This is a genomic window from Streptomyces sp. NPDC047061 (assembly GCF_040643955.1).
In the GTDB taxonomy this organism is placed as follows: Bacteria; Actinomycetota; Actinomycetes; order Streptomycetales; family Streptomycetaceae; genus Streptomyces.
On record NZ_JBEYVI010000027.1, the window covers coordinates 1 to 24,463 of the forward strand.

The 24,463-nt window shown below is 71.1% G+C and carries 20 protein-coding genes and 2 pseudogenes; 13 read left to right on the top strand and 9 right to left on the bottom strand.

Going from position 1 to position 24,463, the window contains the following annotated elements:
- The 3 genes and pseudogenes from ABZ887_RS31785 to tnpA all read left to right on the top strand — a co-directional run.
- Positions 1-284 (top strand): transposase (locus ABZ887_RS31785; RefSeq protein WP_361296755.1); only part of this gene is annotated, 284 nt, incomplete at its 5' end.
- A gap of 25 nt (positions 285-309) precedes the next feature.
- Positions 310-522 (top strand): IS3 family transposase, encoded by a 213-nt coding sequence (locus ABZ887_RS31790; RefSeq protein WP_361296758.1) that lies wholly within the window; start codon positions 310-312, stop codon positions 520-522.
- Between the two features lie 49 nt (positions 523-571).
- Positions 572-850, top strand: a pseudogene (gene tnpA, locus ABZ887_RS31795) (IS200/IS605 family transposase); the annotation flags it as partial.
- 29 nt (positions 851-879) lie between these two features.
- On the opposite strand, the pseudogene ABZ887_RS31800 reads toward tnpA, so the two are convergent.
- From ABZ887_RS31800 to ABZ887_RS31810, 3 genes and pseudogenes are all read right to left on the bottom strand, one after another.
- Positions 880-1,293, bottom strand: a pseudogene (locus ABZ887_RS31800) (alkaline phosphatase family protein); the annotation flags it as partial.
- Positions 1,294-1,704: 411 nt separating this feature from the next.
- Positions 1,705-2,589 carry a TetR/AcrR family transcriptional regulator gene (locus ABZ887_RS31805; RefSeq protein WP_361296761.1) on the bottom strand — a complete coding sequence of 295 codons (885 nt, stop codon included), beginning with the start codon at positions 2,587-2,589 and terminating at the stop codon, positions 1,705-1,707.
- Between the two features lie 29 nt (positions 2,590-2,618).
- The gene (locus ABZ887_RS31810; RefSeq protein ID WP_361296764.1) at positions 2,619-4,013 is read right to left on the bottom strand and encodes an FAD-dependent oxidoreductase; all 1,395 of its coding nucleotides are present in this window, start codon (positions 4,011-4,013) and stop codon (positions 2,619-2,621) included.
- Between the two features lie 158 nt (positions 4,014-4,171).
- On the opposite strand from ABZ887_RS31810, the gene ABZ887_RS31815 reads away from it, so the two are divergent.
- The 5 genes from ABZ887_RS31815 (at position 4,172) to ABZ887_RS31835 (ending at position 11,459) form a co-directional block, all read left to right on the top strand.
- Positions 4,172-5,710 (top strand): APC family permease, encoded by a 1,539-nt coding sequence (locus ABZ887_RS31815; RefSeq protein ID WP_361296767.1) that lies wholly within the window; start codon positions 4,172-4,174, stop codon positions 5,708-5,710.
- Positions 5,711-5,812: 102 nt separating this feature from the next.
- On the top strand, positions 5,813-8,065 hold the full coding sequence (locus tag ABZ887_RS31820) for an acetate--CoA ligase family protein (protein WP_361296770.1): 2,253 nt from the start codon (positions 5,813-5,815) through the stop codon (positions 8,063-8,065).
- Entirely contained in the window at positions 8,055-9,203 is a 1,149-nt protein-coding gene (locus ABZ887_RS31825; protein ID WP_361297106.1) for an acyl-CoA dehydrogenase family protein, read from the top strand. The genes ABZ887_RS31820 and ABZ887_RS31825 overlap by 11 nt, the downstream gene beginning before the upstream one ends.
- A 43-nt stretch (positions 9,204-9,246) precedes the next feature.
- Positions 9,247-10,260: a nitronate monooxygenase family protein gene (locus ABZ887_RS31830; protein WP_361296773.1), complete on the top strand. Its 1,014-nt coding sequence runs from the start codon at positions 9,247-9,249 to the stop codon at positions 10,258-10,260.
- Positions 10,261-10,517: 257 nt separating this feature from the next.
- A complete protein-coding gene (locus ABZ887_RS31835; protein WP_361297109.1) occupies positions 10,518-11,459 on the top strand; it encodes a L,D-transpeptidase in 942 nt (313 codons plus the stop codon).
- Here ABZ887_RS31835 and ABZ887_RS31840 read toward each other — a convergent pair.
- On the bottom strand, positions 11,430-12,368 hold the full coding sequence (locus ABZ887_RS31840) for an EamA family transporter (protein ID WP_361296776.1): 939 nt from the start codon (positions 12,366-12,368) through the stop codon (positions 11,430-11,432). The genes ABZ887_RS31835 and ABZ887_RS31840 overlap by 30 nt on opposite strands.
- A gap of 47 nt (positions 12,369-12,415) precedes the next feature.
- On the opposite strand from ABZ887_RS31840, the gene ABZ887_RS31845 reads away from it, so the two are divergent.
- A complete protein-coding gene (locus tag ABZ887_RS31845; RefSeq protein WP_361296779.1) occupies positions 12,416-12,940 on the top strand; it encodes a MarR family transcriptional regulator in 525 nt (174 codons plus the stop codon).
- A 222-nt stretch (positions 12,941-13,162) separates the two neighbouring features.
- Positions 13,163-15,208 carry an NB-ARC domain-containing protein gene (locus ABZ887_RS31850; RefSeq protein ID WP_361296782.1) on the top strand — a complete coding sequence of 682 codons (2,046 nt, stop codon included), beginning with the start codon at positions 13,163-13,165 and terminating at the stop codon, positions 15,206-15,208.
- 8 nt (positions 15,209-15,216) lie between these two features.
- On the opposite strand, the gene ABZ887_RS31855 is transcribed toward ABZ887_RS31850, so the two are convergent.
- Both ABZ887_RS31855 and ABZ887_RS31860 read right to left on the bottom strand, forming a co-directional pair.
- The gene (locus ABZ887_RS31855) at positions 15,217-17,085 is read right to left on the bottom strand and encodes an arabinofuranosidase catalytic domain-containing protein (protein ID WP_361296785.1); all 1,869 of its coding nucleotides are present in this window, start codon (positions 17,083-17,085) and stop codon (positions 15,217-15,219) included.
- Positions 17,086-17,352: 267 nt separating this feature from the next.
- Positions 17,353-17,802 carry an Lrp/AsnC family transcriptional regulator gene (locus ABZ887_RS31860; protein ID WP_361296788.1) on the bottom strand — a complete coding sequence of 150 codons (450 nt, stop codon included), beginning with the start codon at positions 17,800-17,802 and terminating at the stop codon, positions 17,353-17,355.
- A 121-nt stretch (positions 17,803-17,923) separates the two neighbouring features.
- Between ABZ887_RS31860 and ABZ887_RS31865 the strand changes: the two genes are divergently transcribed.
- A complete protein-coding gene (locus tag ABZ887_RS31865; RefSeq protein WP_361296791.1) occupies positions 17,924-18,595 on the top strand; it encodes a hypothetical protein in 672 nt (223 codons plus the stop codon).
- 38 nt (positions 18,596-18,633) lie between these two features.
- Here the strand turns inward: ABZ887_RS31865 and ABZ887_RS31870 are convergent, their stop codons facing one another.
- Entirely contained in the window at positions 18,634-19,014 is a 381-nt protein-coding gene (locus tag ABZ887_RS31870) for a hypothetical protein (RefSeq protein ID WP_361296794.1), read from the bottom strand.
- 364 nt (positions 19,015-19,378) lie between these two features.
- Here ABZ887_RS31870 and ABZ887_RS31875 point away from each other — a divergent pair, with 364 nt between their 5' ends.
- The gene (locus ABZ887_RS31875) at positions 19,379-20,056 is read left to right on the top strand and encodes a TetR family transcriptional regulator (RefSeq protein ID WP_361296797.1); all 678 of its coding nucleotides are present in this window, start codon (positions 19,379-19,381) and stop codon (positions 20,054-20,056) included.
- Between the two features lie 117 nt (positions 20,057-20,173).
- On the opposite strand, the gene ABZ887_RS31880 is transcribed toward ABZ887_RS31875, so the two are convergent.
- Both ABZ887_RS31880 and ABZ887_RS31885 read right to left on the bottom strand, forming a co-directional pair.
- On the bottom strand, positions 20,174-20,500 hold the full coding sequence (locus tag ABZ887_RS31880) for a hypothetical protein (protein ID WP_361296800.1): 327 nt from the start codon (positions 20,498-20,500) through the stop codon (positions 20,174-20,176).
- A 282-nt stretch (positions 20,501-20,782) separates the two neighbouring features.
- Positions 20,783-22,279 carry an RICIN domain-containing protein gene (locus tag ABZ887_RS31885; RefSeq protein WP_361296803.1) on the bottom strand — a complete coding sequence of 499 codons (1,497 nt, stop codon included), beginning with the start codon at positions 22,277-22,279 and terminating at the stop codon, positions 20,783-20,785.
- Here ABZ887_RS31885 and ABZ887_RS31890 point away from each other — a divergent pair.
- A complete protein-coding gene (locus tag ABZ887_RS31890) occupies positions 22,278-24,248 on the top strand; it encodes a glycoside hydrolase family 97 N-terminal domain-containing protein (protein ID WP_361296806.1) in 1,971 nt (656 codons plus the stop codon). The genes ABZ887_RS31885 and ABZ887_RS31890 overlap by 2 nt on opposite strands.
- Positions 24,249-24,463 lie beyond the last annotated feature (215 nt).

Below are 24,463 nucleotides of genomic sequence, written 5' to 3' on the forward strand. Positions count from 1 at the left end.
CTCTCGCCAAGCTCGCGGGCATCGCTCCCGTGCCCACCGGCTCCGGGATGACCAGCGGCAGACACCGCATCAACCACGGCGGCCACCGGCAGCTCAACGCCGCGATCTACCGCACCGTCATCGTCCGCATGCGATTCCACCAGCCTACGATCGACTACGTCGCCCGCCGCACCGCCGAGGGCAAGACGAAACGCGAGATCATCCGCTGCCTCAAACGCTACGTCATCCGCGAGATCTACCACCTGCTTCGGCCCGCTCCGAGAACGGCCCCCGCAAAGAGTTGACAACTATAGGAGCGTCAACGCCCTGATGGAGTCCACGATCGGCCTGTTCAAAACCGAGCTGATCAAGCCTCAGCGGCCCTGGAAGACGCTCTCCCAGGTCGAGTTGGCCACCGCCGAGTGGATCGACTGGTACAACCACCGTCGACTCCACGGTGAGATAGGGCACATCCCGCCCGTCGAATACGAAGCCAACTACTACACCGAACTCAAGAAACCCCAGGTCATCACCACGATCTGAGATCTCTGCCGAACCCGGGGCGGTTCAGATGGAGGAGATCATGCGGTCGGTGTGTACGGACTTCGAGTGCGACCTGGTGGAGTTCAACGGTGAGGACAACCACGTCCATCTGCTGGTGAACTTCCCGCCCAAGGTCGCCGTGACCAAGCTGGTCAACTCCCTCAAGGGTGTCTCCTCCCGCCGTCTGCGCCAGGAGTTCCCCGACCTGGTGCGCCACTACTGGCGGGCCAACAAGCTCTGGTCCGGGTCTTACTTCGCCGGAACCGTCGGCGGCGCCCCGCTCTCCGTGGTCGGGCAGTACATCGAACAGCAGAACCGGCCGGTGTGAGCACCGTCCAGCTCCGCCGGGACCAGCTCGGCCTTGCGGTGGGCGGGCAGCCACTGGTCCATCTTCCCGTTGTTCCAGGCCTGGTGCTGCACGGACCAGGCGTGGCTGGTGGAGGGGATGGCCTGGGCGCTCGACTTGTGCGTGTCGAGGTGGAAGGGCAGCAGATAGCCCTTGGGGTTGACGGCGTCCGGCTGGTAGAAGACGGACCGCCCGGTGTCCAGCTTCAGCGCGTGCGGGTCGGCGAAGCCGCGGACACCGGACAGGGTCCCGAAGTAGTGGTCGATGGACCGGTTCTCCTGCATCAGCATGACGACGTGCTCGATGTCGTGCAGGGAGCCGTACTTCGGCGGTCCGGCGGCGACGGACCTCTGGACGCTGGGCGGCAGCAGGGAGAGGGCGGCGGCGGCGGAGCCCAGGAGTCTGCGGCGGGTCAGTTCAGCCATGGGTGCTCCTTCCGAGGGCTCTCCGACAGGAGAACCTTTGCGGGAGTGACGGCCGGCCCGGACACACGGACGGGCCGCCGTTCACTCTGGGGCCCGGTCGGTGCGGTGCGTCAGGTGCGACTGGTGAACTCCGGACCAACGCATGGCCGGAGTTGGCCAAGCCGTTGCGCCCAACACCTGTTTGTCGCACGGGTGTTGCCGAGCGTTGGAGAAGGGTGGTCGCTACATGGATCGCGCGTGACCGGACGCTCCGTTCCGCGCGCCGGGTCACTCTCCCCGACCTCATGCGAATGTGAAGCCACGTCACGCGTCCGGCCGACGGCTCCCCCCTGCTCCCTCTGCTGCCGGCCCGGCGAGCGCGGCCGTCCTCGACGGGACCGCCGGCACTTCACCGGCTCGGCAGCGGGTGTCTCAGGAGGCCTGCGACGGACGGTCGGTCAGGTCGAGGTGCGGTTCGAAGGCCCGCAGCAGGAGCGAGCGCATCCGGTCCGGCTGCATCTCGGTCGAGTTCGCGAGGATCTGGATCGCCAGGCCGTCGACCATCGCGGTGAACCGGTCGGCGAGGGCCTCGACGTCCGCCTCCGGTGCCAGGCCCTCGGCCCGGCACTCCTGCAGCAGTTCCACCACGACCCCGTACCAGCCCGAGTAGATCCGCCGCTGCGCGGGCCGCAGCCCGGGTTCGAGCATCGCCTGGTTCCAGAACTGGATCCACACCGACCATTCGTCGATGTCGTCGGAGGCGACCGGCAGTTGCACCTCGATCAGGCGACGCAGTTTGTCACGCGCGGAACTCGCCCGGCCGAACTCCTCGTCGAGCCGGCTGCGGAACCGCTGGGCGTAGTACTCGAGCGCGGCGTGCAACGCGGCTTCCTTGCTCGGGAAGTGGTAGTGCACCGTCGCCGTACTGGTCCCGCAGTAGCGGGCGATGTCAGAGACCCGCACGTTGTGATAGCCGCGGCGGGCGATGAGCACGGTCGCGGCCTCCAGGATCTGGTCCCGCCGCTCCTGCGCCGTCACCGGCTGCGCCCGGTCCCGTCCGCTCTCGGGCGGGAGCACCGGCTCCGGGCCGGTTCCCTCGACCAGATAGGCCGTGGCGACTCCACAGGCCTTGGCGATGGCGGCGACCTCCTCGTCGCGCAGCCGCCGGGTCCCACGCAGCGCCTTGGACAGCGCGGTGGGGTCCATTCCGATGCGGTCGGCGAGTTCGCGCTGGGAGACGCCGGCCGCCCGGATCGCCGTCCGGACGCGTCCCGGCAGATCGGCGGCCGTGGCCGGCCGGTCCTCGATGCTGGTCATAACCCGGCCAGTATGTCAGGCACGGCGGATCACCCCGGCTGCCGGACGGCCGCCAGCGCGCCGATCACCTCGGCCGCGGCACGCTCGCCCGACGAGATCGCCCCGTCGATGTAGCCGTTCCACACCGAGGCGGTCTCGGTCCCCGCCCAGTGCACGAGTCCGGACGGCTCCCGCCACCCGTCCCTCCCGTACCGGGTCCAGCCCCCCGGTGTCACGAAGCACTCGTAGCCCCCGATGGTCCAGCCCGCCCGCGGCCAGATCTTCTCGACGTAGTCGACCGGCCGTTCCGCCCGGGTACCGGCCACCGCGGACAGCGCGGACAGCACCGCGCGGCGACGCCCGGCGCCGCTCCCGGCGGCCCAGCGGTCGAGCCGGTCGCCGTAGACGAACGCGACGAGCACGCCGTGCGAGGCGTCCTCGGGAGAGTTGTCGAAGACCACGCCGACCGGGCCGTCGCCGTAGAGCGTCGCGATCCCGGAGCGGCCCGCCGCGCGCCAGAAGGGTTCCTCGTAGACGGCGTGCACCTTCGCGACCCGCCCCATCGGCGAGTGGCGCACCCAGCCGCGCCGCCCCGGGGGCAGCACAGGCTCGAACGCGATCCGCTCGACCGACGCCGGGGGCACGGCGACCACGGCCCGCCTCGCGCGGACGACCGTACGGCCGGTGGACACCTCCACCCCGTGCGCGGTCTGCCGGACCGACACCACCGGATCGCCCAGCCGGATCCTGCCGCCCAGCGACCGCGCGAGGGCGCGGGCCACCGCGTCCGCCCCGTCGGAGAACCGGGCGTCCTGGGCGCAGCCGCGGGTCTCCATCAGCTGTTCGTACCCGCCACCCGAGGCCAGGTAGAACAGCACGTGGAAGAAGGAGATCTCGCGCGGCTCGGCGCACCAGACGCCCTGCACCGCGAGCGCCAGCCGCTGCAGGGCGTCCTCGTCGTCGGTCTCCGAGCGGAAGAAGTCCTCGGCCGACAGTACGTCGAACTCCGCGAACCGCGGGGTGGACCACGGCCGTTCGAGGTCGACGGTACGGGCGAGGCCGTCCAGCAGGGCGGTGACGCGTTCGTACTCCTCGATCCCCGGTCCGGCGTCCGGTGCGGCACCCGCGTAGTCCACCCGGGTGCCGTCGGCACGGACCTCGACGTGCCGCCCGGTCTCCCAGGTCGGGAACGTGCGGCAGCCGAACCGGTCCGCCAGCGCATGGAACCGCCGCTGGCTCGGCCCGATCCACTGCCCCCCGAGGTCGATGCGCACCCCCGACGGACTCACCTGGCTGAACACGCGGCCACCCACCCGGTCGGCGGCCTCCAGGACGACCACGTCGACCCCGGCGTCGGCCAGCCGCCACGCGGTGGTCAGCCCCGCGTATCCGGCGCCCACGACCACGACCTCGGTGTCGACGGCAGAAGTTTCTCGTGTTGTCACGCCGGCCACCGTGTCGCAAGGTTGACTCATCAGTCAAGATGCCTCACGAAATTGCGATCCGAGTATTGACAGCGCCTCGGGCCACGGTCAGGCTGACTCGCCAATCAGTCATTGCGTTTGGTTGTCGATACCCGTAGACCACAAGATCGGGAGTGGCAATGGCCTCAGATTCGCAACTCGAAGTGCGCGAGACCTCCTCGGACAAGGGCCTGCGCTCCGGCGCGCTCTCCATGGCGACCAGCCTGATCCTCGCCGTGGCCTCCGCGGCGCCCGCCTACAGCCTCACCGCGACGCTCGCCTTCGTCGTCGGATACGTCGGCTTCCAGGCCCCGGCCGTGGTGGTGCTGGCCTTCGTCCCGATCCTGTTCGTCTCCTTCGGCTACGCCGCGCTCAACCGGCGTGACCCCGACTGCGGCACGATCTTCACCTGGGCCACGCGGGCACTGAATCCGAACCTCGGCTTCCTGGGCGGCTGGGCGATCATCGCCTCCTTCGTCCTCGTGATCGGCAGCCTCGCGCAGGTCGCCGGGCAGTACGTGTTCCTGCTGGCGGGCGCCGAAGGCATCGGCTCAGCACCGGCGGACTGGCGCGTGCTGCTGGCCGGACTCGGCTGGCTCGCCCTGATGACCCTCGTCTGCTACCGCGGCATCGAGATCGCCGCCGCCGTACAACGGGCCCTGCTGTTCCTGGAGTTCGGCATGCTCGTGGTGCTCTCCGTCGTCGCCCTGGTCCGGGTGTACGGCGGCACCGCGCCGGCCGGGACCCGGCGGCCGAGCCTGTCCTGGCTCAACCCGTTCGAGGGCGCGTCGACAAGTGCGTTCGTCAGCGGGCTGGTGCTGATGCTGTTCATCTACTGGGGGTGGGAGACCGCGCTCACCGTGAACGAGGAGACCACCGACCGGCACCGCATCCCGGGCCGCGCCGCGATCTGGTCCACGGTGCTGCTGGTGGCGCTGTACCTCGTCGCCGCCTTCGCCGCGATCTCCTTCGCCGGGATCGGCGACACCGGGATCGGCCTGAACAACCCGGACAACTCCGGGGACGTCCTCTACGGCTTCGGCACCGCCGTGTTCGGATCGAGCGGATTCGGCTCGGTGCTGTGGCACCTGCTGATCCTGATGGTCCTCACCTCGGCGGCCGCCTCTACGGAGACGACCGTGCTGACCCTGAGCCGCACCATGCTGTCGATGGGCGACCAGGGCGCGCTCCCTCGCGCACTGGCCCGGGTGCACCCGCGCTTCCGCATCCCGCACGTGGGCACGATCGCGGTCGGGGTCGTCGGCGCGGTGGTGTACGTCGCGATGAACTTCCTGGGCCACGGTCTCGTCATCGGCGACGCGGTGTCCGCCTGCGGGGTCCTGATCGCGTTCTACTACGGCCTCACCGGGCTCACCTCGGCCTGGGTGCACCGCACCGAACGGCGCGCCGGGGCGGCGGATCTGTGGCTGAGCGTCGTCCTGCCCGCGATCGGCGGGGTGGTCCTGCTCGCCGCGGGAGCCTGGAGCCTGATCCAGGCGTGGGACCCCGCCAACAGCGGTACGAGCTGGTCGTTGCCGTTCTCCTCGGGCACCCGGGTCGGCGGCACGTTCGCGATCGGCACCGGGACGATCCTGCTGGGACTGCTCGCCCTGCTGGTCTGCCGACGCCGGTACCCCGGCTTCTTCGAGCGCCGGCCGACGGCCGCGGCCCACACTTGAGTCCGGGCCTGCTTCTACCCGGCCTTCCGCGCCCCCCAGCACCTGAGCCCCAGCACCTGCGCCTTCGCACCTGCGCCCCCTCTCGCATCCGGGAGACCCCCTGTGTCCTTCCCCCAGGCCTTCGTCGACCCCTCGTCCGTCGCCGTCGTCGGTGCCAGCGAGGACCGCGCCAAATGGGGTTACTGGCTCGCCACCGGTGCCCTCGCGGGAGCCGGCCGACGACAGGTGTGGCTGGTCAACCGCCGCGCCGCACAGGTCCTCGGCCGTCCCTGCAGTCCGACGGTCGGCGACCTGCCCGAGCCCCCCGATCTGGTCGTCCTCGCCGTACCGCCGGAACACGTCCGTCCCGTCGTCCGGGACGCCCTCGCCAAGGGATGCCGGGCGTTCCTCGGGATCACCGCGGGACTTGGCGCGGAGGAGGCCGAGCTCGCCTCGATGCTGCGCCGGGCCGGCGCCCGGATGATCGGGCCGAACAGCCTCGGGCTGTTCAACGCCGCCACCGAACTCGGGCTCGCCTGGGGGAACTTCATGCCCGGCAGCCTCGCGATCGTCTCGCAGAGCGGTCAGCTCGGCTCCGAGATCGCCGGTCTCGGCGCCCGGGCCGGTCTGGGCGTCTCGCGGTTCTGCTCGGTGGGCAACCAACTCGACGTGGGAGCCGCCGACGTACTCGAATCACTCGTGGCCGACGAGCACACCACCACGGTGGCGCTCTATCTGGAGAGCTTCGCCGACGGCACACGGATCGTCGGCGCCCTCCGAGCCCTCCGCCTGGCCGGCAAGCACGTGCTGGTGCTCGCCACCGGTGCCAGCGAGGGCAGCCGTCGGCTCGCGCGGTCCCACACCGGGTCGATGACCTCGGCGCTCGACGTCGTCGACGCGGCGTGCCGTGCCGCCGGAGCCCTGCGGGTCGCGACGCCGCGCGAACTCGTCGACGCGGCCCGCGTGCTCGACGCGACCGGGCCGCCGGACGGGCGCCGGGTCGCGGTCATCAGCGACAGCGGCGGCCAGGGAGGGATCGCCGCGGACCTCGCCGCCGCCCGGGGGCTGCGCGCGGAGGTCTTCACGGACCGGCTGCAAGCCGCCCTGCGCGCTCTGCTCCCCGCTGCCGCGGCGGTGTCCAATCCCGTGGACCTCGCGGGCGCGGGGGAGGCGGATCTCCAGGTCTACGCGAGAGTCGTCGAGTCGGTGGCCGCCTCCGGTGAGGTCGACTCGATCGTCCTGTCGGGATACCTCGGCTGCTACGGCGAGGACTCACCGAGCCTCGTGGACGCCGAGTCCGCCGTGATCGACCGCCTCGGCCGCCTCCACCGGACGGGCGCGGGGCACGTCCCCCTGATCGTGCACAGCATGAGCGCGTCCTCACCGGCGGTCGCCCGGCTACGGGAGCACCGCGTCCCGGTCTTCGACACCATCGACGCGGCCCTGGGCGCGCTGGACCACGCGACCCGTCTGGGCGGGCGACCCCGCCCCGCCCCGGCGGCCGAGCAGACCGCAACGGCCGTCCCGGCGGCCGAGTCGAGCGGGGCGGCCGTCCCGGAGCCCGGCTACTGGGCGGCCCGCGCGTACCTGACGGCACTCGGCATCGCGATGCCCCAGGCGAGACGGGTCACCGACGCGGCCGGGTTCGCGGAGGCCTGCGCGTCGCTGCGGCCGCCTCTGGTGCTCAAGGCCGGCTGGATCGAGCACAAGAGCGAACACGGGGCCGTCAGAACCGGACTGGGCCCGGACACCGCCGCGGCGGCGTTCCGCGAGATGTACGGGCGGCTCGGCCCGGGCGAGTACGTCGTGGAGGAGCAGGACACCCGGCCGGGCGTCGTCGAGATGCTGATCGGCGCCCGCCGGGACCGTGACTTCGGTCCGACCGTCGCCGTGGGCCATGGCGGGGTCCATGCCGAACTCTGGCGGGACGTGAGCCTCGAACTGGCACCGGTCGACCGGCACACGGCGGCCGGGATGCTCGACCGCCTGCGCTCGCGCCGGCTCCTCGACGGCTGGCGGGGGCAGCCGGCGGTCGACGTCGAGGCACTGATCGACGCGGTCGTCGCCGTGTCGGAGGCGATCGCGACCGGCACCGGGGTCGCGGACATCGAGGTGAACCCGATACGGGTCGGGCCCGGGGGAGCCCTGGCCGTGGACGCCCTCGTCGTCTCCGGTTCCGCACGTGAAGCCGTACCGGAAGCCGAATCCGAAGCCGTACCGGAAGCCGAGCCGGAATCCGCAAGTGCAGCCGCACCAGAAGTCGAACCCGAAGCCCCAACAGAAGGCGCACCAGAAGCCGCACCCGAAGTCACCGGGGTGAACGGCCACCGGGAATCCACCGAGAAGCAGGAGAAATCGCGTGAGCATGTCCACTGAACCCTGGCCGCTGACCGACGAGCAGCGGGCGATCGTCGGGCTGTGCCGGGAGTTCGCCGCGAACGAGATCCGGCCCCGCGGCCGTGAGGTCGACGAGCGTGACATCGAGTCGCCCCTGGACATCTTCCGGGCCGCGGCCAAGGTCGGCATCACCGACTTCATGCTGCCCGAGGAGTACGGCGGGGGCGGGTTCACCGACGTCGTGACCCAGTGCCTGGTACAGGAGCAGATGTGCTGGGGCGACCCGGGCATCGGCAACTTCGTCTGCTCCAACGGGTTCTTCGCCGACCCGCTGCTCGAACTGGGCACCGACCGGCAGAAGTCGGAGTGGCTGCGCCCGCTCGCCGGGCCGAACCCGCTCTACACCGCGCTGGCGACGACCGAACCGGGCGCGGGTTCCGACGCCGCGTCCATCGTCACCACCGCTGTCCGGGTCGACGGCGGCTACTCGATCAGCGGGCAGAAGGCGTGGATCTCCAACGCCGGCCTCGCCGACCAGTACGTGGTCTTCGCCAAGACCGACCCCACCCGGGGCTCCTCGGGGGTCACTGCCTTCCTGCTGCGCAAGGGCGCCGAGGGGATGACGTTCGGCGAGCCCATGCGCAAGATGGGCCAGCGTGCCATCGTCTGCCGCGAGATCTTCCTCGACGACGCCTTCGTGCCCGAGTCCGACCGCCTCGGAGAGGAAGGGCAGGGCTTCCGGGGCCTGATGAGGACGTTCGACATCTCGCGCATCGTGCTGGCCGCCGCGGCGACCGGTGCCGCGCGCGCGGCCTACGAGTACGCACTCCAGTACGCGCGGGAACGCAACCAGTTCGGCAAGCCGATCATCGAGCACCAGGCCGTCGCGTTCCGGCTGGCCGACATGGCGACCCGCATCGAGTCCGCGTGGCTCCTCACCCTGCACGCGGCACGCCGGATGGACGCCGGAGCCGACGCCACCAAGCTCGCCGCGATGGCCAAGCTGCAGGCCTCGGAGACCGCGATGGCCGTGACCTGGGGGGCGGTCCAGACCCTCGGCGGATGGGGCTACTCGCGCGAGTTCCCGGTCGAGCAGTGGATGCGCGACGCCAAGCTGGAGGAGATCGAGGAGGGCACCTCGGACATCATGCGGCTGATCATCTCGCGACGTCTCTGACCACACGGCCCCCTTGATCCTGCTCTGGCAACAGGAGCGACACATGACTTTCCAGAACGAGTTCACGCGGATGTTCGGGGTCGAACATCCCGTCGTGTGCGGCGGAATGCTCGCGGTGGGCACGGCGGAGCTGATCTCGGCCGTCGCGAACGCCGGCGCGCTGGGCTTCCTCAGCGCGCTGACCCAGCCCACCCCGGAGGCGCTCGCACGGGAGATCGCGCGCTGCCGTGAACTGACCGACAAGCCGTTCGGCGTCAACCTCACCATCCTGCCCACCATCGAACCGGTGCCGTACGACGACTACCGGGCGGTCATCATCGACTCGGGCGTCAAGGTCGTGGAGACGGCCGGCAGCAACCCCGCACCGCACCTGCCGGCGTTCCGGCGGGCCGGGGTGAAGGTCGTGCACAAGGCGGTCGCCGTCCGGCACGCGCTCAAGGCCGAGGCGCTCGGCGTCGACGCCGTCAGCATCGACGGGTTCGAGTGCGCCGGCCATCCCGGCCAGGACGACGTCCCCGGCCTCGTCCTGATCCCGGCGGCCGCCCGCAGGCTGCGCATCCCGGTCATCGCGTCGGGTGGCTTCGCCACCGGCGCCGGCCTGGTCGCGGCCCTCGCGCTCGGGGCGTGCGCGATCAACATGGGAACCCGGTTCGAGGCGACCGAGGAGGCGCCCGTCCATCCGAACGTGAAGGCGCAGATCGTCGCGAACGACGAGCGCGGCACGCAGATCGTGTTCCGGGAGTTCGGCAACACCGCCCGGGTGGCGCGGAACTCGGTCTCGCAGGAGATCGCCCGCCTGGGCGCTCGCCCCGGGGCCGTCTTCGCCGACGTCGCCGCACTGGCCTCCGGGAGACGCGGCAGGCAGCGGGTGCTGGGCGAGGGCGACGTCGAGGGCGGAATGTGGTGGGCCGGTCAGGCACAGGGCCTCGTCGACAGCGTGGAGAGCTGCGAGACGGTGGTCCGCACCATAGTCGCGGACGCCGAGAGCATCATCCGCGACCGCCTTCGGCAGCAACTCCTACCGTCGGCCGACCTGGCCCCGGCCGCGACCGGCTGACCGCGGCACACCACCCCAGCAGGCCGAAAGCCCGTCCGACCGCTGCCCGTCGGCCCGCGGGCGGGCTTCTCGCGGGTTCCCGCCCCGGGGCCGCGTACCGCGTCTTGATCCAAGTTTTACGTCCCGCACGGAACTACGGCCCATGCTCCGGCTGTCTGACGGACAGTGGGGCCTGTCGAGGCCGTGGAGCGAGATGAGTGGGGCAGGGCGTGGGACGGCGCAAGAGCGGCATAGGCATCGCAGTCGGTACGGTCGCAATGCTGGTGGGCGTGACCGCCTGCGGCGGGGGCGGCTCCGACAAGGCGAGCGGGGACGACGCGAAGGCGTCGGTGAAGCCGAGCGCGAGCAGCGCCTCGCCGTCACCGACGAAGCCCGCGGGTCCGCCGATGCTGCTGGACACGATCACCCCGCAGACGGGTACCACCGTCGGCGTGGCCATGCCGATCTCGGTGATCTTCACGAACCCGGTGGCGGCCAAGGCGAAGGCCACGGTCGAGAAGCACATGAAGGTCAGCACCTCACAGCCGGTGGTCGGCGCCTGGCACTGGATGGGCGACCGGCGCGCCGACTGGCGGCCGAAGACGTACTGGCCCTCCGGCACCAAGGTGCGGATCGACGCCGACATGACGGGCGTCAGCAACGGCAACGGACGCTACGGCGTGCACGGTTACACGCACACCTTCACCATCGGCGACGACGTGCGTGCGGACGTCTCGGTGACCGGCCACACCATGAAGGTGACCCGCAACGGCCAGGCGGTGCGCACGCTGTCGATCAACGCGGGCAGCGCCCAGTACCCGACGTGGGACGGCACGATGGCCGTCATCGACAAGCAGGAGAAGGTCCACATGACCTCCTGCAGCGTCGGCATCAGCTGTGACAAGGGCAGCCCCAACTTCTACGACCTGACGCTGCCCTGGGACGTCCACCTGACCCAGTCCGGTACCTACGTGCACTACTCGACCGGCGACCCGTATCCGGGCAGCGGCAGCGCCCGCGGCTCGCACGGCTGCGTGCACCTGTCCCTGTCGGACGCCAAGTGGTTCTACGGCCAGGTCAAGCAGGGCGACCCCGTCACCATCACCGGCTCGCCCCGGGGCAAGGCACCGGCCGACAACGGCTACGCCGACTTCAACCTGGGCTGGGACCAGTGGCTCACGGGCAGCGCGTCAGGACAGGAGACGACCGCCGCGCTCTGACCCGCGGCGGGCGGGGCGCCGGATCTCCTGCGCGGGAGGCGCCCCGTCCCGCCTGCGCCTCGTCCTCGGCCCGGGCCGGCCGAGGACGACTCCGGCCAGCACCAGGACCAGCCCGCACAGCTGCTGAACGGTCAGCACCTCCCCGGCGACCACCGTGCCGAGCAGGACGCCCGTGACGGGGTTGAGCAGCCCTATCAGCCCGACCGTTCCCGCGGACAGGTGCCGTAGCCCGGTGAACCAGGCGACGAAGGCCAGCGCGGTGGCGACCAGCGAGACGTAGCCGAACGCGAGCATGGCCGGGGCGGAGAGCGCCGGTGGAGCGCCCTCGACCACCGCGGCGACCGGGAGCAGGAAGAGGCCTCCGGCCGTGAGCTGCCAGGCTGTCGAGGCGAGCACATCGGTGCCGACGTTCCACCGCTTGGTCAGGACGTGCCCGAACGCCGACACCAGCATGGCGGCGGCCGAGGCCAGGACCCCCGGCACGCTCGTGCCCTCCACCCCCGTCAGCAGCATGAGACAGACCCCGCCGAGCCCGACCACGGCGCAGGCCAGTTGGGCGGCCCGGGGCCGCTCGGACACCAGGGGCCAGGCCATGAGCATCATCGTCAGCGGGGACACGGCCATGACCGTCGAGGCGACGCTCGTCGGCAGCAGCTGCGAGGCCGTGTAGACAAGGACGAAGAACACGCTCATGTTGAGCAGCCCCAGCACCGCGGACCGCCACCACCACGCGCCGCGCGGCCGCTGCCTGCGCAGGGCCAGCAGGACGAGGCCGGCGGGCAGCGCCCGCAGCGCGGCCCCGTAGAGCGGCCGGTCGGCCGGCAGGAACTCGTGGGTCACGTAGTAGTTGGCCCCCCAGGCCACCGGCGCCACCGCGGTGAGCGCCACCCAGCGTGAATTAGCTTCCATGGAAGCCAATATAACTTCCCGGGAAGCTATCTGGCTATGATGGGTGCATGAACCACGGTGAACCGATCGACCGCGTGGCCCGCATCCAGGCCGACTGGCGCCGCGAGCGGCCCGACGTCGACGTCACGCCGCAGGGGGTGATCGGCCGCCTGCACCGCCTGGCCGGCCGGCTCACCGAGGAGCTCTGCCTCGTCTACGGCCGCTACGGCCTCAGCGAGGGGGAGTTCGACGTCCTGTGCGCCCTGCGCCGGGCGGGCGAACCCTACGAGCGGGCGCCCGGCGAGCTCGCCGCCCACACCATGGTCACCACCGGCGCGATGACGAAGCGGATCGACCGACTGGAACGCGCCGGACTCGTCACCCGCCGCCGTTCCGACGACGACCAGCGCGGCCGCATCGTCGCCCTCACCACCCCGGGGCGCGAACTCGTCGACCGGGCCTTCACCGACCACATGCGCAACGAACGCCGCCTGGTGGACCTGCTGACGCCCGCCGAGGCCGAGTCGCTCGAAGTACTGCTCACCACCTGGCTCTCCCGGCTGGAAGAGGCGGGCACTCCCGGCGGCGAGTGACCCCCCCTCCGCCGGTCTGTCAACGCCCCACCCGGGAGGCACGGCGAGCGGTACCGGTCCTTTCGCGGTGCACGCACCCGGGCGCGTCGACGATTCACCCGGGTGAGTGATTCTCGCGCTCGCACGGCAGTGCTCGATCCAGGGTACGGGCCGGGGACACCCGCCACACGGCAATGCCTTGATCGGCTCATCGCGCATCGGCTCGCCCACGAGGATGTCGGCATGGTGTGGATGATGTGGGACGAGGAGACCTCCTTCGTCGGCCGGGCAGCGGAACTCGACCGGATCGCCTCGGCGCTGGGCGAAAGCAGACTGGTCACCCTCAGCGGCCCGGGCGGGGTCGGCAAGACCCGGCTCGCCCAGCGGGCCGTGTCCCTGGCCGAGGCGGCGGCCCAGGGGAGTGCCGAGGTCGCCTGGGCGGACCTCTCCCCGCTGTACAACGCACACCTCCTGGCGGCCACCGTCGCGGACGCGCTGGGCCTGTCCGACCACACCCCACGCCTGCCGGCGGACGCCGTCTGCGCGTGGATCGGCGACCGCAGGACACTGCTGGTCCTCGACTCCTGCGAGCACCTTCTCGCCGAATGCCGCGACCTGGCCGGCGATCTCCTGACGACCTGCCCGAACCTGACCATCCTGGCCACCAGCCGGGAGCCGCTGCGCGTCCGTACCGAGGCGGTGGTCGACATCGAGCCGTTCGCCTCCGCGGCGGAGGCGGTCACCCTGTTCGCCGACCGCGCCGCGGCGGCCGGGAGCCCGCTCAAGGACGACACCGATCTCCAACTGGCCACAGGCCTGTGCGATCAGCTCGAACGACTGCCGCTGGCACTGGAGCTCGCGGCCGGGCAGTTACGGAGCAGGTCACTGGCGGACCTCTGCGCGGGCCCCTACGCGGCGGTGGACCTGCCCCGGACGCCGGAGCGCAGATGGCCGCCGCGGCACGCGGCCCTGCGCACCACCATCGGCTGGAGCCACGAACTGTGCACCCCGCAGGAGCGGCTGCTGTGGGCGCGGCTCTCCTATCTGCCCGGCTCCTTCGACGACGACCTCGCGGGCCAGCTGGCCGGCGGCGGCCCGCTCGCACCGGGCGGCGTCGGATGGACTCTCGTCTCGCTGTGCGACAAGTCCGTCGTCATCCGGAAGGACGGCACGTACCGGATGCTGGACGCCGTGCGCGAGTACGGCCGGATGTGGCTCGCCGAACTCGGTGCCGAGCAGGAACTGGCCCACCGCCACGCCCAGTACGTGCTCGCCCGGACCCGGCAGGCCCATCGCGAGTGGTTCGGTCCGGCGCAGCGGAACTGGTACCGGCGGATCGCGTTCCTGCACGCGGACATCCGGCTGGCGGCCGACCACCTCCTGGCGACCGACCCGGCCGCCGCACTGGAGATGATCGGCAACGTCACCTTCTTCTGGGTCTGCTCCGGCTACCTGTACGAGGCCCGCCAGTACCTGGAGCGGGCGACCGGGCCGGCCGTCCGGGTGCCGAACGAGACGTGGGTGCAGGGACTGTGGAGCCTGGGCCTGACCCTGACCCTGCAGGGCGAGCAGGCCGCGGCGCACGAGACGGCCGCCGCGTGCCGGCGCGCCGCCACCGCGGTCCTCGACACCGACGGGCTGGGACGGGCCGCCTATCTGGACGGCCTGCTGCACCTGCTGGAGGGCCGTCCCCTCGCCGCGGTCAACGGCGTCGAGACGACGGAACCCGGCGCCACGGGCTCGCACCCGGAACAACTGACCGCGCCGACGGTCCTGTGCCGCCTGGTCCACGTCTTCGGCCTCACCGGCTCCGGCCGGCTGGACCAGGCCCGCCACGAGGCACTCGAACTCCGCGACCTCTGCGCGGCGTTGGACGAGCACTGGACCCGCTCCTACGCGGAACACCAACTGGCCCTGATCGCCTTCCTCACCGGGCGGCCCTCCGACGCCGTACACCACGCGCGGGCCGCCCTCGACGCCAAGCAGCACATCGGGGACGCCTTCGGTATCGCCATGGTCATGGACCTCCTCGCCATCGCCCTGGCCGACGCGGGAGAGGAGCCCGCCGCCGCGTACGCGTTCGGCGCGGCGTCACGCTTCTGGGAGACGGTCGGCCACCCGCAGCGCGGCACACCGGAGATGGCCGCGCTGCGCAACGAGTGCGAGGACAGGCTCGTCCGCCGCATGGGACTGCAGCGGTACGGCCAGACCTTCCGGCGAGCGGCCATGAGCGACGCCCGCTCCCTCGTGTCCTGGGGAGCGTACGCCGGCCCGGTGCCCGAGGAGTGACCCGACCTTCAACTCAGCCCGAAGACCTGCGCGGCGGAGCCGTTGCAGTCCCAGATCTGCAGGCGGGTGCCGTTGGCGGTGGCGCCGCTGGGGGAGTCGAGGCAGCGTCCGGACTGGGGGTTGAGGAGGGATCCGTCGGCCTGCTGGACCCACTTCTGGCCGCCGACCCCGTTGCAGTCCCACAGTTCGACCTTGGTGCCGTTCGCGGTGCCGTTGCCCATGATGTCCAGGCAACGCCCGAGTGTGGAGAGCGAGTTGTCCGAGCCGTGGTACCAGTGCTGGTCGACCGCGTACGACTGGCAGTCCCACAGCTGTACGGCGGCGCCGTCGCCACCGGTGTCGTCGGCGGCCACGTCGACGCACTTGCCGCCCGGGCCCTTGACCGGCCCGCCGCCGTTCACCGAGAACCTCTGTGCGGCGGAGCCGTTGCAGTCCCAGATCTGCAGGCGGGTGCCGTTGGCGGTGGCGCCGCTGGGGGAGTCGAGGCAGCGTCCGGACTGGGGGTTGAGGAGGGATCCGTCGGCCTGCTGGACCCACTTCTGGCCGCCGACCCCGTTGCAGTCCCACAGTTCGAGTTTGGCCCCGCCCGCCGTGCCGTTGTTCTCGATGTCGAGGCACCGCCCGAGCGTGGACAGCGAGCCGTCCGGATGGTGCGTCCAGTGCTGGTCCTCGGCGTAGGTCTGGCAGTCCCACAGCTGTACGGCGGCGCCGTCGGTGCCGGTGTCGTCCGCGGCGACGTCCACGCACTTGCCGCCCGGCCCGGTGATCGTCCCCTGCGGACCGTTCGGCACGTCCGTCTCGCCGCTGTAGCCGACGGAGGCGATGTTCGCCTGGACGGCGTTCTCGGCGGCGTCGGTGGGATAGCCGGAGACCATGACGCCCTCGAAGAAGGTGCCCCGGTTCCAGTTGCTGTTGTCGCCGCCGATGCCCAGGATGATGCCGCCCTCCTGCTGCATGGGCCGGTATCCGCCCCGGGACGGCAGCGCTCCGTCCCACCAGGTGGTCAGCCCGCCGGACCGGGAGTCCCCGCCCTTGAGCGCGTACCGGGTCTGCCCGTCGTTCTTCAGCACGGCGGTGACGAAGGTGCTGCCGTTGCCCAGGTTGGCGGTGTTGGAGCCGTTGTCGCCCTGGAACATGCCGTTCTCCAGGTCGGCCTCCACCCACGGGCCGTTCCCGGTGCACGGCGCGAAATAGCAGGTCGTGGCGATCGACACGGCGTCCATGTGCCCGTTGCCGGTGTCGGCCGGGGTGCTCTCGGCGTTGCCGTAGTCGAAGCAGCAGTCGGACCCGACATGGGTGCCGCTGGCCACCATGTAGGCGCCCTCGGCCTGACCGCCGACCGCGACGCCCGAGGCGACACCGGTGTACCGGTAGCCCACTCCCGGCGAGACCCACAGCCCGTACACCTTGTGCCCGCCCGCCGTGACGGCGATCTCGGATGCGTCGGCACCCCGGTCGGCCCCCATGCCCGAGGTCCCTGCCGGTCCGGGCGTGAGGTCGTTGTGCCGGCCGCTCTGGTCGTAGATCCGCGTGATCCGGCAGCCGCCGTCACCGCCGGCACAGAAAACGTCCTGGGCCGCCGCGTCCGCGTAACCGCCCTGCGCCGACGGCCCGATGTCGGCGGTGGCCCCGTCCGAGACACGCGTCACCTGATAGAGCGGGCCGCCGTAGGAGGAGAGCAGCGCCCGCGTGACACTGTGCGCGGCCACGCACGGGGTACCGGCGGCGGCGTAGATGTCGCACGGCAGCGAGCCGGCGGCCTGCGAGGCGCCCGGAATCCCGAGCAGCAGCCCGAGAGCGAGACCTAGGGAGGCCAGCACGGCCACCACCCTAGACCTGCGCGCTCTTGTACGTGATGCCCTGCTTGGCGAGCGCATGACAATCCAGACGGACGGGGAACCACGCATGGCACGTCCCTTCGAAGCTGGAGTGGGGGGCCGCGCTCAGGATGCGGCGACACAGCTCTTCGATCGGCTCGGCCGGGAACCTACGCACGCTGTTCGGCCGCGTCAATATTTGTTTCCTTTTTGGTTCAGACCAGGCTCCGGACGTGAACTGGTGTCGGGGCGTGTGGAATTCGAACCAACGGTTCCTGTACGAGGCGTTCATGTCCGCCCCGCTCGCGGCCGGTCCGGTGCGCGCCGTCAGGAGCCCACAAGGCGGTCCGGGCCGAGTGGGACCTCGTGGAGGAGCAGACGGCTGCGGGCCTCCCGCACTCCGAGGTCGGCCTTGAGGCGGTCCACGACGGTCTCGAACTCGCGGGCGTCGGCGCAGGCGACGCGCAGCTGGTAGTCGTAGTCCCCTGTCAGCCGCATCGCGGCCACGACCTGTGGCACGTCGTGCAGCTGGTTCTCGAAGACCGTGCGGTCGGTGCCCTCGCGCAGGCGGATGTCGCTGAGCAACTCCATGCCGTGGCCCAGCGCCGCGAGGTCCACCTCGGCCCGGTAGCCCCGGACGAACCCGTCCGCCTGCAGCCGGCGCACGCGGTCGGCGACCGTGTTGGCCGACAGCCGCACCCGGCGGCCCAGGTCCTGGTAGGTCGCCCGGCCGTCCGTGAGCAGGATGGTCAGGATCTGCCGGTCGATACGGTCCACGGGTCCCACCTCAGAAAAACTCGGCGATCAGACGGTGCCGCCGATTTTTCCACAGCGACAGGCCGCCGAGTGCCGCGAAGTCCGAGCCAGTGTCGGCGCATTCGGTGCCAGGCTCCAAGGCATGGAGATCCTTCTGCGGACCGCTCTCGCCCCCTGTCTCGTCCTGCTCGTCTCCGTCGTCGCACGCCGCTCGGGCCCACGCCTGGGCGGGCTGCTGCTGGGTCTGCCGATGACGTCGCTGCCGTTCGTCATGCTGCTGTGGCTGGACGCCGGGAGCGAGGCCGCCGCCCGAGCCGCGCGCGGCCTCGTCGCGGCCCAACTCGCCGTCGCCTGCTTCTGCTTGGCCTACGGGCGCCTCGCCCCCGCGCTGCGGCCGGCCCGCGCCCTCGCCGTCGCCCTCGCCGGTACGGCCGCCGCGGCCGTGGCGGCGGCCACGTGCCCGAACGTCTGGCTGACCGCCGCCGTGGCCCTCGCCGTCACCTGCACCGGGCTCGTGACCTGGCCGGCCCCACCCCCCGCCGGCCGGCCCGCCACCCGCGTACGCCGGGGACGCGAGGTCGGGACGAGGATGGCGCTGTCGGCCGTCACGGTCCCGCTCGCCCTGACCGCGGCCCGCGCCTTCGGCCCCTTCGCCGCCGGCGTCCTGGCCGCGTTCCCCGTCCTGCTGGCCGTCATGGTCCCGGCCACCCACCGCACGACCGGAGCACAGGCCGCCGCCGTGATGACGCGCGCCGCGCTGACCGTCGTACCTGGCACCATCGCCCTCCTGCTCCTGCTCTCCACGGCCCTGTGAACGCCCCGTGCCGGCCGGTGCGCGACCCGTACCGGCGGTCAGGTCACGCGCTCGAGGCGGGACGGCGACCCCGCCGTCTGACTGCCCTCGTCCCCGAGCGCCAGGGTGTCCGCGCCGTCCTCGGTCAGGGTGTAGACGTTGCCCGATCCGCACACCACACCCTGCGAGGGGTCCGAGGGGGTAGTGGTGACCGCCTGGAACACCATGGACGTCGTGTGCGTCTCCCGCAGCCGCAGGGTCTCCGTGCAGCCGATGTCGCCCCCGCTGCCGGCCTCGGTCACATGGCTGACCTGCCGGCCCACGAGATCGCCACGACTCGCGGCATGCAGGGTGAGGGTCACGGACACGCCCGTCGTACGGGCGTTGAACACCCCGTCACCCGCGGTACTGCCCGGGCCGGTGCCCTTCCAGGTCCCCACCCAGGACGCGGGCAGCGCGTTCGCGGCGGCCGGGCCTGACGAGGACGAAGAGGGCGATGACGGCGATGACGTACGACCCGTGGCCTGTCCGTCTCCGTCCCGGTTCCCGACTCCGCCCCACCAGAGCGCCACGGCGACCTTCGCCGCAACGGCCGACACACCGGCGGCCACGACCGCGGCCCGGATGCGGGTCCGGGACCGCGCCGCCCCGTTCCCGGTGGCAGCAGGAACCGCGGCACCGTCCGGGGCGAGGGCACCGGCCGTCCGCCGGTCCCGACCGGCGGACCGTACGCAGGCGGCGGACCGAACCCCGGCTGTGTGCCGACCCCCGGCTGTGTGCCTGCGGGAGCGGAAGAAGCGTCCGATGCGGCAACGCCTGTCGGACACCGCGACCGAGATGTTCCTGGAGCGAGGCTTCGACGACGTCCGCGTGGCGGAGATCGCCGAGGCGTGCGAAGTCTCGGAGAAGACGGTTTTCAACTACTTCCCCACCAAGGAATCCCTCCTTCTGGACCTCGGTGAGACCACGATGACCGCCCTGCGCACCGATCTGGTCCTCCCCGACCGTCGCCCGGTCGACGCGGTGTTGCGGATCCTGTCCGACGAACTGCACGCCATAACGTCCTGGACCGCCGCGCAGGACGACCCGGCCCAGGCCGCCGTCATGATCAGGCGCTTCCGCGAGCTGACCCGGTCCACGCCCTCGCTGCGGGCTTATCACCGGGACATGACCGACCGGCTCATCGGTGTGGCAGCCGAGGCGCTTGCCCGGCGCGCCGGGATGAGCCCGGATGATCCTGAGCCGCAGATCGCGGCAACGGCTCTGCTCGGCCTGTGGCCCATTCAGTTCCGGAGCCTGGGCAAGCACCTGAAAGGCGTCCGCGCACCTGAGCAGGTGAATGGGACGGTGACCGCCGACGTCCGCCGTGCAGCCAGGCTCATCGAGACCGGCCTTGCCTCGTTCAGCCCTTCCGGGGAACCGCCGATGCCCACGCCCGCGGCGCACCTTGAGCAGCAAGAGCAAGGCCCGTCGACTCGTTGACGCGTTCAGCCACCTCGCGCCCGAAGGGCAGGCGGTGAACACGACCGTCTCCGGAGGGCGGCCCGAAGCCATCGCAACTTGGCTCCGGGCCGCTTCTTCGCCTGTACGAGGCCGCGGCTACTGATTCTCGCCGTCATCGGTCCCGTCTCGTCTCTGTGCGGGGCGCGCGGCTGCCGCAGGCCGGGCGCCTCCGGCCGGGTGAGGGCTTGTCGGCTGAGGAAGCTGACGTGGTCGTAATGGAGCGGTGGCAGGCGGGCGAGTAGTTCTTCGGTGACGGGGAAACCGTCGGCGTCCTCGCGGTAGTGCCGGCGCGGTTCGCAGCGCTGCCCGAAGGAGATCCTTCCGCGCGAGTCGGTGACGGGCCTCGGTGACGTTGAGCCGGGCACCGATCATCCGCCGCTGTCCCTTGTCGGAGGCGAACTTGACCAGGCGCAGGGTCTTCAAGATCCGTCCTCTGGTGGGCGAACGCCTCGCTCGGCCCGCTCGGCCCGCCGTCCAGGGAGAGCATGCGGATCAGGTCGTGACCGCGGACCTCGCCGAGGGGCAGGGGCCTGTCACGCGGAGCATGCAGCTCCAGTGGGCGCGGATGCGGTCCGGTCGGACCGCGTGGTGGGAGACCGGCGGCGGCGATTCGTCCGGGGCCGGGCGAGGAGCAGCCGGAGTCCTTGGACCGGTACACCGCCGCCGACCGCGGCGGCGTACCGGCGCTTGACGTGCCCCGGGGTGTCAGCCGACGGTCCACTTCTGGCTCGTCGCGCCCGTGCCCGTCAGCTGGACGACGGCCGCGCCGGTCGTCGTCGCGCTGTCGAGTACCCCGATGTTCATCCCGCTGTGCACGGCTACCAGCATGTAGACACTGCCGGTGTAACTGCCGACCAGGTCGAAGAAGAACTGCTGGTTGGTGCCGCCGTTGCAGGTCCACTGGATGAGCTGGCGGTTCTCGGCGGTCGACTTGCTGGGGACGTCCAGGCACAGCCCGCTGTTGACGTTCTTCAACGTGTAGATGTTGGACGAGACCTTGGTGAGGGTCCACTTCTGGTCCGTCCCGCCCGTGCCGCTCGCCTGGATGATGTTGGCGTTGCTGGCGGTGGACGCGCCGGTGACATCGAGCAGCATGGAGCTGCCCGAGTTCGTCAGGGTGTGGGCCGTCGTACTCGGCACACCGCTGTTCGGCGTCCAGGTGCCCGCCGAGACGTCGAGTGACCAGGTCGGGTACTGGCCGAGGTTCACCGTCGTACCGCTGAGGGTCAGCGGCAGCCAGATCAGCTTGGACGCGCCGAGGGCGGAGGTGTTCCAGCGGTCACCGGCGTAGATGTACGTCGTACCGGAGGTGCCGGCCACCGTGATGATGTTGGCGGTCTGGCTGCCGTAGGTGTGGGTTCCCGGGGCGGCGAAGTTCCTCATCGCGGCCCAAGTGCCGCTGACGGAGGTGGCGGTGGAGTAGACGTTGTCGTTCAGGCTCCAGCCGGTCAGGTGCGAGGCCAGCAGGTAGTAGATCCCGTTGGCCTTGATCATCGCCGGTGCCTCGAAGCTGTTGGAGCCGCCGCCGCTGCCCAGGATGGCGACCGTGCTCACGGGGCTGAGGTAGTCGTTGGAGAGCAGGTCGACGCGCAGGCCGTTGTTGCGGTCCTCCGACAGCAGGTAGGCGGTGCCGTCGGTGTCCTGGAACAGGCCGATGTCACGGCTCAGTTGGCCCAGCGGGCGGGAGCTGCCCAGGTAGTCGTAGGCGCCGCAGGGTGTGCTGCTGGTGGCGACCCCGACCTTGGCCTCGGAGTAGCTCTGACTGTCGATGTGTACGTACATGACGTACTTCTGGGTTGAGGCGTTGTAGATCACCTTCGGCCGCTCGACCACCCGGGACGGGCCGAGGTCGCCGCTGCTCTGCAGGGACAGCGCGTCGCCCTGGTACGTCCAGTTGGCCAGGTCGGTCGAGCTGTAGCAGGAGATGGCCTGGAAGGACGTGTCGGACGAGGTCTCGCCCGTCTTGTTCTCACCGAAGCCGTACCAGGTGTCGCCGACCTTGATGATGCCCAGACCGTGGAGCTGCAGGGCGTTGCCATTGGTGTCGGTCCGGTCCGCGCCCGTCGTGAAGGTCACGGTGGCGGCCTGGGCGGCGGAGGCGGGTATCAGGAGCGCGGCGACGGCGGCCAGCAGGGTCAGGAACGAGGCGGCGGCGGTGCGCCAGGGTCTGCGGCCGCGGCCGGAAAACGTTCCTCGGGACATGTTTCTTCACCTCTTCTTCGAGGTCCCGGGCGCGCGCCTGTCCGGAGACGGGCAGCGTCGTGCCGCCGGGGTGTCCGGAGCGGGGAGGGCGGTGCCCGGGTACGGGGACCTGGTAGGGACCGTCTCCGCCGCCCAGGCGGCGGACATGTCGATCACGGCGACCTCCCCGGACGGCAAGAACAAGATCACGATGTCCCTGGTCGGCGGGGTGCTCCAATGGTCGGTCAAGCGCGACGGCACGACCGTCCTCGACGCCTCGGCGCTGGGCCTCCGGCTGAGTGACGGCACCGAACTGGGCACCGGCGACGCGTCCGTGACCAACTACCAGCACTGGACCAAGGACAGCACCTGGACCCCGGTATTCGGCCGCAACGCGACGGTCCGGGACCACTATCAGGAGATGCGCTGGAACCTGCGGGACGGCACCAGCGGCGTCGACTTCGCCGTCCAGCTCCGCGCCTACGACACCGGCGTCGCGCTGCGCTACGTCCTGCTCGACACGGGCAGTGCCACCATCTCCGACGAGCTGACCACGTGGGTGTTCCCCGACGACACCACGGTCTACAGCGCCCGCGACGAGGACGCCTACAGCCCGGTCGCCCCTGACGCAATCCCGTACACCGGCACCTCCAGCACCGACTACGGTTACCTCAGCGACCTGCCGCTGCTGGTCACTCTGGGCAGCGGGCTGTTCGCCATCCTCTGCGAATCGTCCCGGGTGAACTACCCGCGGTCGATGGTCAGTTCCGTCACCGGCGCGAGCAACACGCTCAAGACGTACCTGATGACCAAGTCCGCGCGCTCCTCGGGCACCGCGCAGAGCACCTCGACCGTCACCACACCGTTCACCACGCCGTGGCGCGTCCTCGTCCTCGGTGACGAGGCCGGCGACCTGGTCGACAATGCCGAGCTGGTGCTCAACCTGGCCCCGCCCTGTGCCCTGTCGGACACCTCGTGGATCAAGCCCGGCAAGGTGTTCCGCTGCGAACTGACCACCGCGGCCGGCACCGCGGGGGTGGACTTCGCCGTCGCCCGGAACCTGGACCACATCGAGTACGACGCGGGCTGGTACGGCCCGGAGACCACGACGACCGACGCCACCGCCGCGATATCCGCCATCGACCTGCCCACCGTGATCGACTACGCCACCCAGAACGGCATCGGGGTCTTCCTCTACGTCAACCGGATCGCCGCGACGGACTTGGACACCCTCTTCGCCCTCTACAGGAGCTGGGGCGTGGCCGGCGTCAAGCTCGGCTTCATCAACGACGGCACCCAGGCCATGACCAACCAGATCATCACCTGGGCCAGGACGGCCGCCAAGTACGAGCTGCTCATCGACATGCACGACGACGTCCGCTCGTGGGGGTACGAGCGCACCTACCCCAACTGGATCAGCCTGGAGGGCGTGCGCGGCAACGAGCACTTCCCCACCGCCACCAACAACGTCCTGCTGCCCTTCGCCCGCAACGTGGGCGGTCCCATGGACTACACGATCTGCTACGGCCAGTCCCGCGACCTGACCACCAACACCCACCAGATGGCCATGGCGGCCGTCTACTACCAGCCGCTGAACTTCCTCTACTGGTACTCCAAGCCGTCCGCCTACGCCACCACCGCCAACTGGCCCGGACTGCCCTGGTTCGACGCGATCCCCACCACCTGGGACGAGAGCACGACGGTCACGGCCGCCCTCGGCGAGTACGTCGCGGTGGCCCGCCGCAGCGGCACCACGTGGTTCCTCGGCGTGATGAACAACGAGGACGCGCGCACGGTGTCCGTCCCGCTGGACTTCCTCGACGGCGACACGTCCTACACGGCCACGGTCTACGCGGACGGGCCGGCGGGCAGCTCCCCACACGGGACCGCCACCCTCGTCGGTTCCCAGGTGGTCACCGCCGCCACCACCCTCGACGTGGCCATGACCAGCGCGGGCGGACAGGCCGTGATCCTGACTCCGGCGGGCTGACCCCGGGCCGAACGGCGCGACGACGCTGACGCGCCCGGCGAGGCCTCCGTCATCGGGCCCGCAATCACGAGTTCGGCCCTTCGATGTGGCCGCAGAAGCGCAAGGAGTCCGCCACGTCGCGCCGCGTCGAGTGCCGCGCGCACGGGGAAGCCGGGCGGCCGTGCGCTATCGAGACCTGTGCGGTGCAGGCGCAGCCGTCCACCCGGGCTCGATCG